This is a genomic window from Modestobacter italicus, assembly GCF_019799965.1.
Lineage (GTDB): Bacteria > Actinomycetota > Actinomycetes > Mycobacteriales > Geodermatophilaceae > Modestobacter > Modestobacter italicus_A.
In genome coordinates this window covers 139,795-157,511 of record NZ_JABGCJ010000006.1, presented here as the reverse complement: position 1 = coordinate 157,511, position 17,717 = coordinate 139,795, and the positions used below count along the sequence as shown (strand labels likewise).

General features: G+C 70.5%; 14 protein-coding genes. 6 read left to right on the top strand and 8 right to left on the bottom strand.

The genetic code is table 11. The features are described 5' to 3' along the window. Nucleotides 1-10: 10 nt before the first annotated feature. A complete protein-coding gene (locus tag HLA93_RS21645; RefSeq protein WP_222195376.1) occupies nt 11-2,557 on the bottom strand; it encodes a rhamnogalacturonan lyase in 2,547 nt (848 codons plus the stop codon). Between the two features lie 169 nt (nt 2,558-2,726). Here HLA93_RS21645 and HLA93_RS15810 point away from each other — a divergent pair, with 169 nt between their 5' ends. Then, nucleotides 2,727-3,740, top strand: a complete 1,014-nt coding sequence (locus HLA93_RS15810; RefSeq protein WP_222195375.1) for an LLM class flavin-dependent oxidoreductase — start codon at nt 2,727-2,729, stop codon at nt 3,738-3,740. 43 nt (nt 3,741-3,783) lie between these two features. Here HLA93_RS15810 and HLA93_RS15805 read toward each other — a convergent pair whose 3' ends face one another. The 6 genes from HLA93_RS15805 to HLA93_RS15780 form a co-directional block, all read right to left on the bottom strand. Beyond that, entirely contained in the window at nt 3,784-3,972 is a 189-nt protein-coding gene (locus tag HLA93_RS15805; RefSeq protein ID WP_222195374.1) for a hypothetical protein, read from the bottom strand. Between the two features lie 46 nt (nt 3,973-4,018). Further along, complete coding sequence (locus HLA93_RS15800; RefSeq protein ID WP_222195373.1) at nt 4,019-4,810, bottom strand: ABC transporter ATP-binding protein; 792 nt, start codon at nt 4,808-4,810, stop codon at nt 4,019-4,021. A 9-nt stretch (nt 4,811-4,819) separates the two neighbouring features. Further along, on the bottom strand, nt 4,820-5,692 hold the full coding sequence (locus HLA93_RS15795; RefSeq protein WP_222195372.1) for an ABC transporter permease: 873 nt from the start codon (nt 5,690-5,692) through the stop codon (nt 4,820-4,822). Between the two features lie 61 nt (nt 5,693-5,753). Then, complete coding sequence (locus HLA93_RS15790; protein ID WP_222195371.1) at nt 5,754-6,725, bottom strand: ABC transporter substrate-binding protein; 972 nt, start codon at nt 6,723-6,725, stop codon at nt 5,754-5,756. Between the two features lie 131 nt (nt 6,726-6,856). Beyond that, the gene (locus HLA93_RS15785; protein ID WP_308128170.1) at nt 6,857-7,648 is read right to left on the bottom strand and encodes a thioesterase family protein; all 792 of its coding nucleotides are present in this window, start codon (nt 7,646-7,648) and stop codon (nt 6,857-6,859) included. Nucleotides 7,649-7,695: 47 nt separating this feature from the next. Continuing rightward, nucleotides 7,696-8,940 (bottom strand): MFS transporter, encoded by a 1,245-nt coding sequence (locus HLA93_RS15780; RefSeq protein ID WP_222195370.1) that lies wholly within the window; start codon nt 8,938-8,940, stop codon nt 7,696-7,698. Between the two features lie 292 nt (nt 8,941-9,232). Between HLA93_RS15780 and HLA93_RS15775 the strand changes: the two genes are divergently transcribed. Both HLA93_RS15775 and HLA93_RS15770 read left to right on the top strand, forming a co-directional pair. Continuing rightward, complete coding sequence (locus HLA93_RS15775) at nt 9,233-9,778, top strand: GIY-YIG nuclease family protein (protein ID WP_222195369.1); 546 nt, start codon at nt 9,233-9,235, stop codon at nt 9,776-9,778. A 686-nt stretch (nt 9,779-10,464) separates the two neighbouring features. Then, the gene (locus HLA93_RS15770; RefSeq protein WP_308128169.1) at nt 10,465-11,043 is read left to right on the top strand and encodes an excalibur calcium-binding domain-containing protein; all 579 of its coding nucleotides are present in this window, start codon (nt 10,465-10,467) and stop codon (nt 11,041-11,043) included. Between the two features lie 89 nt (nt 11,044-11,132). Here the strand turns inward: HLA93_RS15770 and HLA93_RS15765 are convergent, their stop codons facing one another. Further along, a complete protein-coding gene (locus HLA93_RS15765; RefSeq protein ID WP_222195368.1) occupies nt 11,133-12,998 on the bottom strand; it encodes a DUF2075 domain-containing protein in 1,866 nt (621 codons plus the stop codon). A gap of 129 nt (nt 12,999-13,127) precedes the next feature. Here HLA93_RS15765 and HLA93_RS15760 point away from each other — a divergent pair, with 129 nt between their 5' ends. From HLA93_RS15760 to HLA93_RS15750, 3 genes are all read left to right on the top strand, one after another. Next, a complete protein-coding gene (locus HLA93_RS15760) occupies nt 13,128-13,475 on the top strand; it encodes a nucleotide pyrophosphohydrolase (protein WP_308128168.1) in 348 nt (115 codons plus the stop codon). A 151-nt stretch (nt 13,476-13,626) separates the two neighbouring features. Beyond that, nucleotides 13,627-15,831, top strand: coding sequence for a hypothetical protein (locus HLA93_RS15755; protein ID WP_222195367.1), 2,205 nt, complete (start codon nt 13,627-13,629; stop codon nt 15,829-15,831). A 124-nt stretch (nt 15,832-15,955) separates the two neighbouring features. Then, nucleotides 15,956-17,623 carry a DUF262 domain-containing protein gene (locus HLA93_RS15750; RefSeq protein WP_222195366.1) on the top strand — a complete coding sequence of 556 codons (1,668 nt, stop codon included), beginning with the start codon at nt 15,956-15,958 and terminating at the stop codon, nt 17,621-17,623. Nucleotides 17,624-17,717 lie beyond the last annotated feature (94 nt).

The following is a 17,717-nucleotide window of genomic DNA, read 5'->3' as shown; positions in this document are numbered from 1 at the left end:
CCCGTCCGGGTCAGCTCAGCATCGCGATGAGCGAGCGGGCCTGGGAGGTGAGCGAGGCCCGGTCCGCGTCGCTGATCTGGTCACGGCGCCGGTCGCGGTCGAGCCGGTCGACGAACGACTCGAGGGTGCGCACCGCCTGGCGGTCCCGGCCGCCCTCGACGTGCCGCGCGACGACGTCCAGGTCGGCCCGCAGCTGCGCCGCCGTCCCGCGGCTGACCCCGCCGCCGGCGAGCACGGCCTCCAGGTCGGCGCGCAGCGCCGGCAGGGCGCCGGGCAGCCACGGGTCGGGCACCGGGGTGGCCGACCAGTCGATGTCCGAGCCCAGGTAGAAGGACGTGTACGACGGCTGGTTGTAGGCGGTCTGCTGACGCGCCACCTCGGCCCGGTACTGCGGGTCGTGCATCAGCGTGTACAGCTTCCGGTCGGTCACCTCGGTGCTGGTGAACACCCGGATCGCGCTGCTGTCGGTGGTGCGCACGAACAGCTCCTCCCGCCAGTCGCCGAACACGTCGGCCACCAGCGACGGGTTGCCCTTGGTGCCGTTGTTGGACCGGGTGCCGGTGGCGGTGAGCAGTCGGCCGTCCTGCCAGTCGTCGATGGTGACGTCGGCGTCGCCGCTGCCCCCGACGATCTGGGTGGTCATGTCCGCGGCCCAGTGGATGCTCTGGTTGGTGCCCGGGTAGCGGGCGCCGAGCACGTCGCCGTCCGCGCTGCGCAGCTGGGTCGCCCAGGTCTCCAGGCCCGGCTCGCCCGGCACGATGTCACCGACCATGCCGCGGCCGGTGTCCCGGCCGGTGTAGCCGCCGTAGATCGCCTCGCCGGTGGCGGCGTCGCGCAGCAGGTAGCCGTACGGGGCGCCGGCACCGTTCTCGTGCACGGTGAAGATCTCCAGGCCCGGGCGCTGCGGGTCGATGTCGGTGACGTGCATGGCGTCGCCGTGACCCAGCTTCGCGGTCTTCCCGGCGTTGGCACCGGTGGGGATCACGCCGGTGGAGCTGTAGAGCAGCCCGCCGTCGTCGTCCAGGGTGGCGCCGCCGTAGACGACCTCCTGCTTGCCGTCGCCGTCGACGTCGGCGGCGGACAGGGAGTGGAAGCCCTGGTTGGCCAGGCTGCCGTACTCCGGGTCGGTGCCGTCGCGGCCGTGCGGGCTGTCGTTGAACGGGTTGCTCATCGGCACCCAGCCGCTGTCGGCCGCCCAGCGCTCGGTGAGGTCGCGGCCGTCCCAGTCCCAGGTCGTGACGGTGGAGCGGGTGTAGTAGCCGCGGGCGAAGACGGCCGAGGGGTGGGCGCCGTCGAGGTAGGCGACCCCGGACAGGAAGCGGTCGACCCGGTTGCCGGGCTCGATCCGGGTGCCGGAGTAGTCGCCCCAGCGGAGACCGTCGTCCTCCCGCTCGGGGGTGTAGGGCACGGTGTCCAGCTCGCGGCCGGTCGCCCCGTCGAACACCGACAGGTACTCCGGGCCGGTGAGGATGAAGCCCTCGAACTGCCGCAGCTGGTTGTAGGCCGGGTTGGAGTGCCGGTTGCGGGCGTAGACGTCGATGAAGTGGTCGACCAGCGCCGTCGCGTCGGCCCGGCTCAGCGGGTAGGCGTAGCGCGGCTCGATGCCGAGTGCCTCCTCGATGGTGGCCGGCCAGTTGCCGGCGACGACCCCGGGGTGGCTGCTCCAGCCCTGGAAGACGTCGACCAGGTGCTCGGCGTAGCCCTCGGCGGAGAGGCGGTAGTCGTCGGCGTTGGTGACGCCGGCGGCGACGTCCTCGGCGGGCAGGGTGATGTACCGCTCCTCGGCCCGGCCGTCGGTGTACGTGGTGCTCTTCGTGCCCGGCGCGGTCTTCAGCATGATCTCGCTGCGGCCGTCGCCGTCGAAGTCGTAGACCAGGAACTGGGTGTAGTGCGCGCCGGCCCGGATGTTCGGGCCCAGGTCGAGCCGGTTGAGCAGGGTGCCGTCGAGCTCGTAGGTGTCCAGGTAGACGGTGCCGGTGTAGCCGACCTGGGAGACGTCCTTGGAGTTCGACGGGTCCCACTTCACGACGTACTCGTACTGACCGTCGCCGTCCACGTCGCCGACGCTCATGTCGTTGGCCGCGTAGGTGTAGGCCTCCCCGGCCGGGGTGACCCCGTCGGCGGGCTTGGTCAGCGGCAGGTCGTAGGAGCCCTGCGCCCAGGCGGTGACCGGGGCGGAGACGTCGACCTCGGTGCCGTCGACGACGGCGGCGACCCGGTAGCTGGCACCGGCCGGTGCGCCGGCGTCCAGGTGGTTGGTGCTGTCAGTGACCGTGGCCAGCAGCTGGCCGTCGCGGTAGACCCGGAAGTCCGGGCCGGTCATGCCGGTCGCCCCCGCGCCGGTGACCTCGGTGCCCAGCAGCCGCCAGCTGAGGAAGGTGCCCTCGCTGGTGGTCACCGCGACGAGGCCGCGGTCGAGCTGCTCGAGCTGGGGGCCGCGGGCCGCGTCGCGCGCCGGGGCGGCGGTCGCGATGCCCGGTGGGCCGGCGGCCAGCAGGGCGGTGCCGGCGGCCACGACCGCCAGGCCTCGTACGAATGGGGACCTCGTCGTCCGCATGTGGGTGTCCTCGTCTCGAGTTGTCCGGGGCCGGCCCCGCCAGGTCGTGAATCGTTCCAATCGATCGGGAAAGCGGTTGCCGTGCGGCGACTGTGGCCCAGGGCACAGTGGGGCGTCAAGGCTCGTGGGGGCGTCGGCGCCCGACACGCCGGACGGGGATGATCGAGGCATGCCATCGCCCGGGGTGCCGCTGGAGAAGCTGGGTTTCCTGACCATCGGTCTGTTCGACGAGGCCGATCCGCGCGCCGGGCACGAGACGACGCTGCGGATCATCGAGCTCGGGGAGCAGCTGGGCTTCGACAGCGCGTGGCTGCGGCACCGGCACCTGCAGTACGGCATCTCCTCACCGGTGGCGGTGCTGGCGGCGGCCACCCAGCGGACGTCGCGGATCGAGCTCGGGACGGCGGTGACGCCGCTGGCGTGGGAGAACCCGCTGCGGCTGGCCGAGGACCTGGCCACCGTCGACGTGCTCAGCGGCGGCCGGCTCAACCCCGGGGTGTCGGTCGGCCCGCCGATGCACTGGGACGACGTCCGGTCCGCGCTCTACCCCGACACCGCCGAGGTGGAGGACTTCTCCTACGAGCGGGTGGCCCGGTTCCTGCGCTTGGTCGCCGGTGAGCCGGCGGCGTCGTTCGCCGGCCGGGAGGGCGTGGTGGAGGAGTGGTCGTCCCGGGTGCAGCCGCACTCGCCCGGGCTGCGGTCGCGGCTCTGGTACGGCGGCGGGTCGCGGCGGTCGGCGCAGTGGGCGGGGGAGAACGGGATGCACTTCCTGACCTCGTCGGTGGTCAAGGCGGAGGCATCGGAGGACTTCGCCACCGAGCAGGCGCGGCAGGTGCAGGCGTTCAAGGCAGCGAACCCGGCCGGGCGGGTGTCGCAGGGGCTGGTGGTCATCCCGACCGACTCGGCCACCCCGGCGCAGCGGGCCCGGTACGAGGCCTACGTCGAGGCGCGGACGCCGCGGACCCGGTCACCGCAGGGCCCGGCGCGGATGATGTTCGCCGCCGACCTGATCGGGACGGCGGAGCAGATCGCCGAGCAGCTGTACGCCCACGCCGGCTTCCGCGAGGTGACCGAGGTGGCGTTCGCGCTGCCGTTCAGCTTCGAGCACGAGGACTACGTGCAGATCCTCACCGACACCGCCGAGAAGCTCGGCCCGGCGCTCGGCTGGTCGCCGGCGGTCTGAGCACCACTGGTTCTCGCTGCAGCCGTGCTGTGCTGTGCCCGGCTCAGTCGAGGGGCTCGGCGACCCAGTTCGCGGTGTGGTCGTCGGCTGCGCGGTGGCAGGTGGGGCAGGCGTCGGCGGTGACGGCGCCCTCGGCGGTCAACCGCCGGCGCAGCCGCCGCATCGAGGGCTCGCCGCCGGTGAGGTCGGCCAGCCAGCTGTCCAGCGCGTCGTCGGTCCGGGTGGTGCTCATGGACCCTGTCATCGGCAGTCGCCCGGGCCGGTGGCACCCCGTGCCGTCAGACGGCCACCGGCACCGTGTGCACCAGCTCGGCGACCTGCCGCTTGACCTCGTTGAACGCAGGAGAGGTGACGTCGCGGTCGGGCAGGTCGACCGGGACGATCGCCTGAACGTGCCCGGGCACCCCGTGCGAGGCGCCGCCGGTCATCACCACGACCCGGTCGGCGAGGTAGACCGCCTCCTCGATCGAGTGGGTCACGAACACCACAGTCGTCCGGGTCTCGACGTGGATGCGCTTGAGCTCGGCCTGCAGGTCGGTGCGGGTGAGCGCGTCGAGGGCGCCGAACGGCTCGTCCATCAGCAGCAGTGACGGGTCGTTGGCCAGCACCCGGGCGATCGCCACCCGCTGCTGCATGCCCCCGGACAGCTGCGCGGGGTACTTGGCGGCGAACCGGGTGAGGCCGACGGCGGCGATGAACCGGTCGGTGACGGCGGCGACCTCGGCCTTGGACAGCTTCTTGCGCGAGGGTCCGTAGGCGACGTTCTCCCGCACCGACAGCCAGGGGAACAGCCCGTAGTCCTGGAAGACGACGCCGCGGTCGGGGCCGGGCCCGGTGACCGGCGTCCCGCCCACCTCGACGGTGCCGGCGGTGGGCCGCTCGAAGCCGGCCAGGATGCGCAGCAGGGTGCTCTTGCCGCAGCCGCTGGCGCCGACCACGGCGACGAACTCACCGGAGGCGATGGTCAGGTCGACGTCGGCCATCGCGGTGACCGCGCCGGCGTAGACCTTGCTCAGCCCGGCGATGCGGACGTCGGCGGTGCGGCCGGCGGCGAGGTGTTCGGTGTCCATCGTCGGCTCCTACTTGATCAGCGGGCGGTCGCGGAACAGGACACGGAAGACCAGCATCAGCAGCCGGTCGGAGAGGAACCCGGCGACGGCGATGCAGATCATCCCGACCACGATCTGGTCGGTCTGGACGACGTCGCGGGCCAGGAAGATCGTCGAGCCCAGCCCGGTCGGCACGCCGGTGGTCTCGCTGAGCACGAGGATCACCCAGGCCAGGCCCAGGCCCACCCGCATGCCGTTGACGATCGCCGGTGCGGCGGCGGGCAGCACGACCCGCAGCAGCGTGCCGACGCCCGTCGTCCCGAGCATGCGGGCGGCCTCCAGCAGCCGCTCGGGCACCTGGCGGGCGCCGCTGATCGTGCCGAGCACGATCGGGAAGAACGCCGACAGGGTGATCAGGAAGATCGAGGCCTGGTCGCCGTAGCCGATGAGCAGGGCGACCAGCGGCACCCAGGCGGTCGCCGGGATGGGCCGGAACAGGTTGATCATCGGGTCGAACAGCGAGTTGACCGTGCTGAACCGGCCCATCAGCACGCCCAGCGGGACGGCGATCAGCGTGGCGAGGGCGAAACCGGAGAAGACCCGCAGCGCGCTGGCCGGCAGGTCCTCCCAGAGCAGGTTGCTGAAGGCGTCGTCCCGGATACCGGCCACGTAGTTGGCCAGCCCGGCGGCGACGTCGGTGGGGTAGGGCAGGAAGCCCATCCGGATGCCGAAGGGCAGCTCCCACTCGCCGGCGCGGCCCAGGTGCCAGACGAGCAGGAACAGCAGCGGGACGGGCAGGCCGAGCAGCACGGTGCGCAGCCGCCCACGGCCCTTCCGCGGGGGCTCGGCCGGCGCCGTGGGGACAGCGGCGGCCACGGGGACGGTGGCGACGTCGGTGCTCATGGGGCGGTCCTCCGGGGTGGGGGCGGGGCGCCGGCGCTGAGCGCGCCGGCGCCCCGGTGGGTCAGGCCTCGGGGGCGAACTGGGTGTCGACGAGGTCCTCGGCGGTCGGGGCGGTCTCGATCAGCCCCAGCTCGACCATCGCGCCGGCCAGCGCCTGGACCTGGCCCTGGTACTCCTCGTTCAGGTCGGCGCGCAGCCAGAAGTTCTCCAGCGCCGACTCCAGCACCTCCTGGTCACCACCGAACTCCTGCACCATCTCGGGCAGCCACTCGTCGATGTTGTCGGTCATGTACTCGGTGGTGGCGGCGTGCGTGTCCACGACCTTCTGCACCAGCTCCGGGTCGTCGGCGACCAGTGATCCGGTGGTGACGAGGCCGATGTTGACCTTGCCGATGGGGGTGTCGTAGGGGTCGGTGATCGAGTGGCCGCCGGCGGCGGTGGCCAGGGAGACGGCGATCTCGGTGCCGAAGAAGGCGTCGATCGAGCCGCTCTCGAACGCCGAGGCCATCTCCGTCGGCGGGACGGCGATCAGCTCGACGTCGCCGTCGGCCAGGCCGTTGTCCGCCATGATCAACCGCATCGCGATCTCCGGGGCGCTGCCCTGGATGTAGCCGATCTTCTTGCCGGCCAGGTCGGCGACGGTCTCGATGTCGTCGCCGCCGATGAACCCGGAACCGCCGTCGGCGGCCGAGGCGACGATCGTCAGGTCGCGGTCCTGGGAGATGCCGGAGATGGTGGCCGTGACGCCGGTGATGGCGAAGTCGACGGTGCCGGAGGAGACCGCGTCGGTCAGCGCAGGGGTGCTGTCCAGGGTGACGACCTCGAACTCCACGCCGTCCACCGCGTGGTCCTCGTAGAGGAACGGTGCGTAGAAGTGCGGCTGGCCGCGCAGCGTGCCGACGGTGACCGTCTGGGTCTCACCGCTGCCGGACGCGTCCGCCTCGGCGGAGTCCGAGCCGCAGGCGGCGAGGGAGAGGACGGCGGCGGCGACGGCGGTGCCGGCGATCGCACGGCGGACGGCGGAGGGGCTCAACTGGTCTCCTCAGAGGCGGCGGACGGCGCGCGGTGCGCCGTCGGCCTGCACTCAACGGGCCGTCTGGTCGTGGTCCGTGTCAGCCGGGTAACGAGTCCGTGAAGTGACCTCCGCGTGACCTCGTTCGTCGCTCAGCGTTCACGCACCAGCAGTGGCTGGGAGACCTCGCCGATCGAACCGCGGGTGTCGGACAGCGTGCCGGAGCACAGTCCGATGCCGTCGTCGGTGAGCTGGCTGCGGCAGGACAGGTGCACCCACTCGCCGTCCGGCTCGCGGGTCAGGTGGGTGGTCATGCCCGGCGGGATGGACAGCCAGCTGCTGATCGGCAGCTCGGCGGAGAGGCCGTTGGCGGCGTCGGCGGCGATGAGCGCGCGGTCAGTGCCGGTCAGCTCCTCGCCGGCGATGAGCGGGATGCGCACCCGGGTCCAGACGTCGGCCGGGCCCTGCCGGTCGGGGGAGCCGGCGGTCCAGCGCCAGTCGAGGGCCTGACCGTAGCCCCAGTCGGACAGGTGCGGGAGGAAGTGGTCGTTCTCGGCCGGGACGGCGGGTGGCGGGGTGAGCTCGGTGACCACCGGCGGCGTCGGCCCGGTGGCGATCGACCAGACCCGGGCGACGGCGACGGTGCGCCCGTCGACGGTCATCGTGGCCTCGGTGAGGTCGATCCGCCGGCCCGGGCGCAGCGGAGACACCTCGACGGTGAGCTCGCGGCGGGGGATGGCGCCGAAGAAATCGACGCTCACCCGGGCCGCGCGCAGGTGCTCACCCGTCGCGCTGGTCGCCAGGTGGGCCAGCAGCGCGGACGGCGGCCCGCCGTGCTGGGCGGTGGTCTCCCAGGGGCTCTCGGTGGCCCGGGTGGGGGAGAAGCGGTTGTTCCCCAGCGGCAGGTAGAAGGCCTCGACGTCCACGCCGGCAGTCTCGCCCACGCCCGACCCGGCCCCGCCTGAGGGGCCAAAGTCGCGACTTTGGCCCCTCAGGCGGGGACCGGCTCCGGCTGCTGGTCGACGCGGGGGGTGGCGGCGGCGTGCGCGACGGCGGCGGCGACCACGAACGCGGCGGCGATCGCGGGGACGGCGAGCCCGGTGCCCGAGCCGAGCCGGTCGACGACGACGCCGGTGACCGCGGAGGAGACCGCCTGGCCGACGACGACCGCGGAGCCGAGCATCGTCATGGTGGTCGCCGAGCGGCCGAGCGGGCTGAGCTGGGCGGCGAGGCTGTACTGGCTGACCAGGGTCGGGCCGATGCCGCAGCCGAGCACCGCCAGGGCGACGACCAGCGTGAGCTCCGAGCGCGCGGTGGCGTAGACGATCGCGGCGGCGAGCATCAGCGACCCGAAGACCAGCCACCGGGCGCGCAGGCTGAACCGCTCCGGGAACGCCGCCGACCCCAGCGCGAGGGCGGCCGACCCGATGCCCATGACGCCGTACAGCAGCCCGGCGCGGTCGCCGTCCCCGCCGTCGGCGAGGAACCCGGTGAGGGAGGTGAGGGTGGCGCCGAAGAAGAAGCCGATGCCGAGCGTGCCGGCGACCACGGTGAGCAGCGAGAAGCGGGCGAGTTCGCGGGCCGGCGCCTGCTGCGCGGTGGTGTGCGGGGTGCTCGGGTCGAGCCGCCCGGTGGGGTGCAGCGCGAACCAGGTGACGAAGACGAGCGTCAGCGCCGAGGCGCCGGCGATGGCCACCCACGGGGCGATGGCGGTGGCGAGCAGTCCGACCAGGAAGGGGCCGACGATGAAGACGGTCTCGTCGGCGGCGGACTCGTAGGCCATCGTCCCGTTGAGCACCTTCTCGCGCCGGTCGCGCCGGATCGACCGCTTGATGATGGCGACCAGCCGGGTGCGGGACATCGGGGCGATCTGCGGGGCGGAGGCACCGATGAGCACCGACAGCGCGAGCAGCGCGAGGGCCGAGGCGGAGCTCCCGACGACGAACGGGAAGGCGCCGAGCAGGGCGGCGTTGACCAGCCCGACCGGGACGAGCACCCGCCGCTGGCCGAACCGGTCGGCGGCCGCGCCGAGCAGGGGCCCGGCCAGCGCGGTGCCGATGCCGGCAGCGGCGGAGTTGAGCCCGCCGAGGGTGACCGAGCCGCGCTCGGCGACGACGAGGGTGAGGACGCCGACGGTCATCATCGCGAACGGGAGCCGCGCGATGAAGGCGAGCGGGAAGTAGGAGAACCCGGCGTGCCGGATGAGCTCGGAGCGGGAGGAGCGCGTGTGGAACATGACCTCTGCTGGCGGTGTCGGGCGTGCCGCCTTGCTCCACCGGGTCCACCGGCCGCAGGTTGTTACACACGAGTTACAGGAACCGCACGACCATAACCGATACGGCCCGGTCGCGCCGGGATGTGCCTGCTCTGCCGACCCGGAGGGGGCAGTGGGTCGTTCGACTGACAGGCGCTTCGCGGCGAAGTCCTCGGCCATGGAGACCCGGCTGCACCCTGACGTCCCGGTGACCAGGCCCCCCTCCCGCTGGCGTCGTCCACAGGCTGATTGCGTCGTGCCGTTGACTGGGCGCATGGACGACGTGACCGCTGCGCTCTGCTCGGAGCCGGTCTCCCTGGAGCAGGTGCAGGCCGAGCTGCCGGCGGCGCCCGGGCTGTACGCCTGGTGGGCACGGTTCGGTGCGCTGCCCGGCATCTCCGGGCCGCGGCACCCGGAAGCCGCGCTGCAGTTGCTGTACGTCGGGATCGCGCCGAACGGGGCGGCGTCGCAGGCCACGCTGCGCAGCCGGGTGGTGGGCGACCACATCCGCGGGACGACGGGCTCCTCGACGCTCCGCCGGTCGCTGGCGGCGCTGCTCAGCGAGCAGCAGGGCTGGCGCAGCCGGTGGACGACCCGGCCGGTGCTGGTCAACGCCGACGAGCTGCGGCTGTCGGAGTGGATGGGGGAGAAGCTCCGGCTGACCTGGGCGGAGCACCCCGAGCCCTGGACTGTCGAGGCCCAGGTCATCGCCGCGCTGGAACCGCCGCTCAACCAGGCCGACAACCAGTCGCACCCGCTGTACGAGTTTGTGCGCGATGCCCGGAAGCGCTGGCGGGACGGTGCGCGCGGCGATACGTGATGCCCCACTCAGACCGGATCACCGGCCAGAGGTGTGCGTCGGTGGCGGGTTTCCGGCTGAGATCCCGCCACCTCTGCACATCGCGGAACAGCGACACGTCGGCGAGTTCCGGGCGTGCGCCGCGCCCGCCGTGGCTAGAGCGGATGAGGCGCGCAGCAGCTCGAGCTGTGGTCGAGGTCGACTGCGTCGGAGTCGAGGTCGTGCAGCCGGGATCGAGCAGTCGGCCGACGTGGCGCGGTGCCCACAGGAAGGGTGACCGAGGCCGTTGCAGCCCGCTCACGAGGAGCCGCTGGACAGCGGCGGGAGCGGGCCCGCGTCCGGGGGCGGCCCCACGGTGAGGTCAGGAGCCGGGCGGTGAGCTCGTCGATGTCGTCGAGCCGTCCGGGCACGGTGGCGTCACCTCCGTCGGGTAAGCCGGGCAGCAACCATCGCACGATGCAGCGATGGCCCCGCCACTGAATGCTGGTTCTCAGCAGTTCATCGAGCCTCACCCCGGTGAGCGCAGCGGTGAGGCCGGCGCGGGCACCGGTCCACGCCAATCGGGTCATCGGGTCGCCGAGTGGGCAAGTCAGGCGCTATCTCTTCCGCCACATACGCGCCGTCTGAACCAGCCGACTCGCCTTTCTCCCTCGGTATAGCGCCTTCGCTATACGGTCGCGTTCCACTTCCGGGGATGGAGAGCGATCGTGCCTGACACCACTGCCATGCCGAGCTATGGGGCGCAGCCGCCCGCCGCACAGGAAAAGCAGCCGAAGAAGTGGCTGCGCTGGGGCGTCCCTGTCTTGGCTTTCTTGATCGGTGCCGGCGTGGGTACGGCGGGCGCTGAGCCAGACGTGGAGGTATCGCCGGCTTACCTCTCGCTGCAAAGTGAGCTGACGGATTCCCAGCAGGAGGCCGAGCAGCTCGCGGACGAGGTGGCCGATGCCGAGGCCCGGATCCGTCAGGCGACCGCAGACGGCGAGGCGCGTCTCGCCGCGCAGGCTACGGAGCTCGAGCAGCGGACGGTGGCACTCGACCAGCGAGAGACAGAGCTGGCCGGGCGTGAGAGTGCACTGCGGGTGTCCGCCCAGTCAGGGGCAGTCCTCCAGCCGGCTCCCGCCCCAAAGGCGGCGCCTTCCGCCGCGCCTGCACCGCAGGCCCCAGCGAGCACCTACTTTAAGAACTGTGATGCTGCCCGTGCCGCTGGGGCGGCTCCTGTTCGGGTCGGCGACCCGGGCTATGCGGGTCACCTGGATCGCGACGGTGACGGAGTCGGCTGCGAGTAGCCAGGTCCTACCCGAGTTGCTTCACGGCTCCAGCTCACCGCGGCTCGCGGTGAGCTGGAGCTGGACGCCCGTCACGCAGTGGCCGGGGCTCAATCGACGAGACGTTCCAACATCCGCTGCGTCTCCGGATCGGTCGAGTGGAGGTACACCCCGCGCAAGCCCCGGGTCATCAGCACCTTGTAGACGTTGCGTACAAGGGCGTCGAAGTCCTGATCGCTGACCTTCTTGGTGTTCTTGAAGTCCGGGTCTCGGTTGGCGTTGCGTACGGCCACCCACCGGTCGTCCCGCCATACCAGGTCGGGACCAAGTAGGACGCCGTTCCACTCGTACTCGAAGCCCTGGGCCGTGTAGACGCAGCCCACCTGGCCGAAGCCGCGCTCATCGCTCGCCCACAGCGCAGCCGGCGGCGCATTGCCCACGGAGCGGTCGCCCTTGAGGTTCCAGGGCCGCGACCAGTCGCCGATCTGCACGTCCGGGACCAGTGAGCCGTCCTTGAGCGGATCACTCCACGGCCAACAGTAGCCAGCAGCCATGCGCGCGTTCTGGTGGGCGGCCAGCTTCTCGGCCAGCGCAGCCTCCATCGCGGACGGCGACGGCGCCGTCCGGACCTCGAACCGCTCGTCGCCCGTCCACTTCTCTGGACCCCCGGTCGCCAGACCGAGCAGCCGCTCGACCCACTCCACATATGTGGCGCTCCCGCCGGAGCGGTACTGGGTCGACAGGTCGATCTCGTGGACACCGATGCCGCGTTCGCGCGCGTGCTTCTCGATGTCCTGGACCGTGCCCATCTCCCCGGGGCGCACGACCTGGTTCTGGTCGAGCAGGAACACCGACACGAAGGCTGCGTCGATCAGCTCGTCGATCTGATGCTTGTCGCTGCGCAGCTCGGCCTTCGTCCAGCGGTTGGCCGATGTCTCTCGCAGTCGATGCGCCTCATCGGCGATGAGCACGTCGAGACTGTTCCTGGCGACGTCCATGAACTGGTTGAAGTACCGGAACAGAGCTGCCGTGCGTGGGGCTCGGCGGCCGGCCACCTTACGGAGCGTCTGGGTGAACGACCGAGATCCGGTGGCGTGCGCGACGCGGACGCCGCGCCGACTGAGTTCACCCAGCAGGGACAGCGCGATGACGCTCTTCCCGCTGCCAGGCCCGCCGGAGACGATGACGACCGACTTGTGGTCGCCTCCGCGGGCCTTCTCCACCTCGTGGAGCACCAGGTCGAAGGCGACCCGCTGCTCGTCGAGGAGCACGAACTGCTCGCGCGTACGGATCTCCTCCGCCGCGACGGCGAGCAGCTGCTTGCTCGGGGCGACAGACGACCGCAGCAATTGGTCGGCGTGGATCGAGGCATTGGCGGGGGAGAGGCGGTACCGAAGGAAATCGTGGAAGTCGCCGCGCTCGCGTCCGGTAAACAGGCGCCCCAGCTCGTCCTGCGGGTAGCCGCGGAGCGCACTGACGCGGTCATCGGTCGCGTTGTGCAGGTAGGCGGCTCCGGCGAGGACGTCAGTCGTGCCGTGCAGGACGCCAAGGAAGTCGAGCAGGTACTCGCCGTAATAGCGCACTTGGGCGACCGGGTGCAGCACGGGACGGTCGCCGTACGTCGGCTGGACGACGAGCTCCGGCTCGTTCTCGAACAAGGTTGCCTGCGTCCACTGCTTCAGCTCGAGGACGACGTAGGACGGCCCACCGCGCCTCGGGTGCTCGCCGGCGAGGATGACGTCGATCCGCTTGCTGGACAGGGGGAGCTGGTACTCGAGCAGCACCTCGACGCCGCCCAGCCCGGCTTGCTCGAGGTCGGCAGCGAGAGCGGTGAGGCTGGCGTCCCAGGAGCGCGTCTCGCCGGCCGAGGGCGAGCGGTTCATGCGGTGCGACATCTGAGTCGCCAGCGTGGTCGCCAGCGTGCCGGCGTCAGCGAGCGTCTTGAGGCCATGGCCGGACGTGCGAAGAAGTGGCAAGGACCTGTCCCCGGGCAGCACGAATCAACGTGCGGGTGGGGGCATGTCCAGGGATCGGAAGCCAGTCGGACCGCGTACTCGTCACCCTAGACGGGACGCCGGTCACATCCGGTGACCGATACTCCAGGAGTGAGCGACTTGGCTGACTTGACCGCCCGGATGCGTGCGTTCACCGAGGTCCGCGACTGGGGTCGCTTCCACGACCTCAAGTCCCTCACGCTCGCGCTGGTAGGCGAGGTGGGGGAGGTCGCCGATCTCGTGCAGTGGCTGCCTGCTGAGGGAGCAGGCGGGACAGCGGAGGGCGGTCACCTGCGTGAACGGTTGGGGGAAGAGCTGGCGGACGTCCTGCTCTACCTGGTGCGGCTGGCCGACGTGGCCGGTGTCGACCTCGCTGCTGCGGCTCGGTCCAAGCTGGAAGCAAACAGCCACCGCTTTCCGGTTGCCACCAACCTGGGCGTCGCTCCTGTTCGCGACTGACGAGGACGTCGGAGTGTCGTTCCACGCTCCTGCCGGCGGCCTCGCATAGTCAACGGGCCGGCGCGATGGGTGTCGGCACAGCGAGCACGGCCCAACGGGCTTCCCTCAGGACATGCCCTCACCCGCTGCGAACACCGGACGGCGCGGATGAGTGACGTATTGGGTCGGCTCGATCTCCTTCGAACAGCGTGATAACTGGCAGATCTGCAAGCGCGAGTCGCTCTTCGGCTCGAACACCCCTACCGCGCTGGGCGTGCGGGCGGGAGATGAGCTCTTCATCTGGGGTTCGAAGCAGGGCTGGCTGGCGCGCTGCCGGGCCACTGAAGATGCACGTCGCCCTGCCGGGACCGAAGAAGTCCCTTGGCCGGATCCACAGCATTACAAGGCGCTCATCCCGGTCGAGGTTCTCGACGAGCCTGCCGCGCCGGTCGCCATGGCGGGCCCTGAGCTCAAGCGCACCGTCGGCATCGACACCGTTCGCTTGCCTCAGTTTCCACGCATCGACCTCCAGCGAGCAGAGCATCTGACGATCCTTCTGGCCGAGAATTTCGAGCCCCACCGCGCCCGCGACAGGACGCCGGCGCCGCTGCCAGTCGACACGGACGAGCCGCTGCTCAAGGCGCTGACCGAGCTGAAGGTGGACCGACAGCTTGGTCAGCCGACGCCCTATCAGTACCTCGTCCTCCTGTGGGCGATCAGCAAGGCGATACACGGCCGAGAGCGGATGCAGCCCTTCTCCGATGTACGGGACGAGCTGCGCAACCTGCTGGGGCCGTTCGCGGTCGGCGAGAGCCAGCCGGAGCCGGAGCTTCCTTGGTTCGCGCTCCGCAAGTCGCCGTGGTGGCAGCTGTTCGGGGCACCAGACGGTCCCGTGCCCCGAGGAGGCAGGGACTTCGTCCGCACGGAGAATCCGGTCGCGGGCTTGGCCCGGGCGGCTCACGACCGTGTGCGAGACGACCAGGCGTTCCGCAGCCGCGCCATCGAGCTCCTCACCGCGCCGGTCGCGGAGCATCCCGCACTGCAGACCGCCCTCGGCTCGCTGTTCCCAGCGGGATCTCCAGCGCCGGAGGTCCACGCCGGTGAGGACGAGAACCAGGAAGCTGTCGATCTCCTGACCGGGCTCATCGGACGCAGGCTTGAGTCGACGACTGGCGCTGTCAATGAGGTCCTCGCCGTCGAACCGCCGAACGTCCTGGTCGCAACGTCGAAGTCCCCCCAGGGGCAGCTGGTCCCCATCGCCGAGGTGCAGACAGCCCTCGACCTGCTTGGTCGGGACGGGCAGGTCACCGTCGACGTCCCGACGCTCGGACACCGGAGCTCGTTCGTTGGCGCCGTTCTCGCCAGCCGGGAGGACGTCGTCGTCGCTGGCGCCCCGTCGGTCGTCTCGCTGCTCGATGCTGACAGCCGGTTCGCCGGCGGCAAGGCGCAGGGCAGCGGCGGTCTGCACCTCAAGCCGGGCGAACAGATCAAGCGCACTGCGTTGCACCAGCGGTATGGGGGCAGCGGACAGGGTGGCATCAGCCCGTCGTCGCAGTCGCCGAACATCCTCATCTTCACGGACCCGAAGACCGGGGAGCAGCACGGCTACTTCGACGGCTGGCAGGCGGATGGGCTGTTCCACTACACCGGCGAGGGGCAGCGCGGGGACCAGCTGATGATCCGGGGGAACCGGGCCATCGTGGACCACCGGGCGACCGGTCGGGCGCTTCAGGTCTTCGAGGGCTCGAAGGACGTCGTCCGGTACATGGGCCGGTTCGAACTCGACGAGCGCGAGCCTTGTTACGAGACAGACGCCCCCGAGACGGGCGACGGGCCTGTTCGCAAGGTGATCGTCTTCCGGCTTCGCTCGCTCACGGCAAGTGCACCAGCGGAGCGCTCCCCACTTGCGTCGGTCACCGTTGGCCCGATCGTTGCTGACGTCCCTATCGAACAGCAGCACACGGAGAAGGCCTGGACCAACCCGAAGGCCGAACCGATCGAGGCCGAACGTCGAGAGGCGAAGCTGGTGCTCGCCTTCGAAGCCCACCTACGGGCGAGGGGTCGGGCTGTGTCCCGTAAGCGAGTCCTCCCGCCTGGGGAGCACAAGCCGATGTACACGGACCTCTACGACGACACAGTCATGGCGCTGGTGGAGGCGAAGGGAACCACGTCACGGGAAGCCGTGCGGATGGCACTGGGGCAGCTCGCCGATTACAGCCGATTCGTGGACGCCACGCATCGCGCTGTTCTCCTGCCCGGAAAGCCGCGACCTGACTTGCAGGACCTCGCGGCCAGCCAGGATGTCGCGGTCATCTGGCAGACGGGCGATGGCTTCGAGTCCACGGCTCCGAGACTGGTTGCCGAACGACCGACATAGCCGCGGTGACGGGCACGCGCCTCGCGAGTTCCGTGGCAGCCCCGAGTCGCGTGAAACGGAAGAGAGCCGACACGCGGTCGGCCGGATCGTCCGGGCGGAGGCGGGCATCGCGCAGACTGCGGGCATGCAACAGCTGGAAGCCCACGAAGTCCCGCTGCACAAGATCTTCTGCAGTGACTACGACTTTCGCATCCCCGATTACCAGCGCCCGTATGCGTGGGAGCGGGAGCAGGCGACCCAGCTGCTGGAGGACCTGGTCGATGCCCTAAACCGCGGTGACGAAGAGCCGTACTTCCTGGGCTCGATCGTGCTGGTCAAGCGGAAGAGCGTGTCGGAGGCTGAGGTCATCGACGGCCAGCAGCGGCTGACGACGCTCACCATCCTCCTGGCGGTCCTCCGCGACCTGACCGAGGACGACGAGCTGCGTCAGAACCTGGAGACGCTGATCGTCGAGCCGGGCAGCAAGATCCGGAAGCTGGCGCCCAAGCCTCGTCTGGCGCTCCGGGCTCGTGACGCTGGCTTCTTCCACGACCACATTCAGGGCAGTGGCGCGACCACCACCTTGGTCGCGGTGAACAAGGACAGCCTCAAAACCGACGCCCAGCGGTCAGTCCGAGAGAACGCCATCGCCCTCCGGGAGAAGCTGAAGACCTGGAACGAGGATCGACGCCTCGAGCTGGTTGGGATGCTCAGCGAGCGGACCTTCCTGGTGGTGGTGAGCACGCCCGACCTCGACAGCGCGCACCGCATCTTCAGTGTGATGAACGCTCGAGGGCTAGATTTGTCGCCGGCTGACATTTTCAAGTCGCTTATTATCGGCGAGCTGCCCGGCGGCGCATCCAGCGAGTACGCCACCAAGTGGGAGGACGCCGAAGAGGCGCTCGGACGCGACGACTTCGCCGACCTGTTCCTTCACCTGCGCATGATCTTTTCCAAGGAACGCGCGCGCAGGGAGCTGCTCAAGGAGTTTCCCGAGCAGGTGCTGGCTCAGTTCAAGGGAAAGTCAGCCGCGTTCATCGATCAGGTCCTGCTGCCGTACGCCGACGCGTACGAGCAACTGCGCGACCAGTCGTACTCCGCCAGCGTGGGTGCGGAAAAGGTCAACCGCTGGCTGACGCGCCTGTCCCAGCTGGACAACAACGACTGGCGACCGCCGGCGCTGTGGGCGTTGCGCCACCACCCGGATGACGCCACTTGGCTGGACGAGTTCTTCCGCAAGCTCGAGCGGCTCGCGGCCAGCATGCTCCTGCGGCGCGTCTACGCCACCCCACGAGCACAGCGGTACGCGGACTTGTTGGCTGATCTAGAACGGGTTGGCCTGGACGCGCCGGGCTTCGAGCTGACGCCCGAGGAGCGCGCCGAGACCGTCGACCGCTTGAACGGCGACATCTACCTCGTCACCAAGGTGCGCAAATACGTCCTCCTGCGGCTGGATGAGGCCCTGGCCAACAACCCCGGGGTCACGTATGACCATGCGATCATCACCGTCGAGCACGTACTGCCGCAAAACCCCTCCACCACCTCGAAGTGGGTCCAGGACTTCACGGACGACGACCGGCTGCAGTGGACGCACCGCCTGGGGAACCTGGTTCTGCTCAACCGTGCCAAGAACTCCGAGGCGCAGAACTACGACTTCGACACCAAGAAGGCGCGCTACTTCACCGGCAAGACCGGTGTCGCGCCGTTCGCGCTGACGGTGGGCGTCGTCACCGAGGCAGCGTGGACGCCGGAGGTGCTCGAGAAGCGCCAGCAGGAGCTCCTCTCCACGCTCTCGGACGAGTGGAACTTGTAGCCAGGGAGTCAGGCGAATCGCAGACGGCTGTCAGACTCATGCAGATCAGCCACGAGCGAAGGAGGACGGGTGCCGCAGCCGCCCCGCTGAATTG

What these genes read in the sequence shown, in the direction of transcription:
- HLA93_RS21645 (WP_222195376.1), bottom strand. Translation starts at nt 2,557, where the DNA reads ATGCGGACGACGAGGTCCCCATTCGTACGAGGCCTGGCGGTCGTGGCC.
- HLA93_RS15810 (WP_222195375.1), top strand. Translation starts at nt 2,727, where the DNA reads ATGCCATCGCCCGGGGTGCCGCTGGAGAAGCTGGGTTTCCTGACCATC.
- HLA93_RS15805 (WP_222195374.1), bottom strand. Translation starts at nt 3,972, where the DNA reads ATGAGCACCACCCGGACCGACGACGCGCTGGACAGCTGGCTGGCCGAC.
- HLA93_RS15800 (WP_222195373.1), bottom strand. Translation starts at nt 4,810, where the DNA reads ATGGACACCGAACACCTCGCCGCCGGCCGCACCGCCGACGTCCGCATC.
- HLA93_RS15795 (WP_222195372.1), bottom strand. Translation starts at nt 5,692, where the DNA reads ATGAGCACCGACGTCGCCACCGTCCCCGTGGCCGCCGCTGTCCCCACG.
- HLA93_RS15780 (WP_222195370.1), bottom strand. Translation starts at nt 8,940, where the DNA reads ATGTTCCACACGCGCTCCTCCCGCTCCGAGCTCATCCGGCACGCCGGG.
- HLA93_RS15775 (WP_222195369.1), top strand. Translation starts at nt 9,233, where the DNA reads ATGGACGACGTGACCGCTGCGCTCTGCTCGGAGCCGGTCTCCCTGGAG.
- HLA93_RS15750 (WP_222195366.1), top strand. Translation starts at nt 15,956, where the DNA reads ATGCAACAGCTGGAAGCCCACGAAGTCCCGCTGCACAAGATCTTCTGC.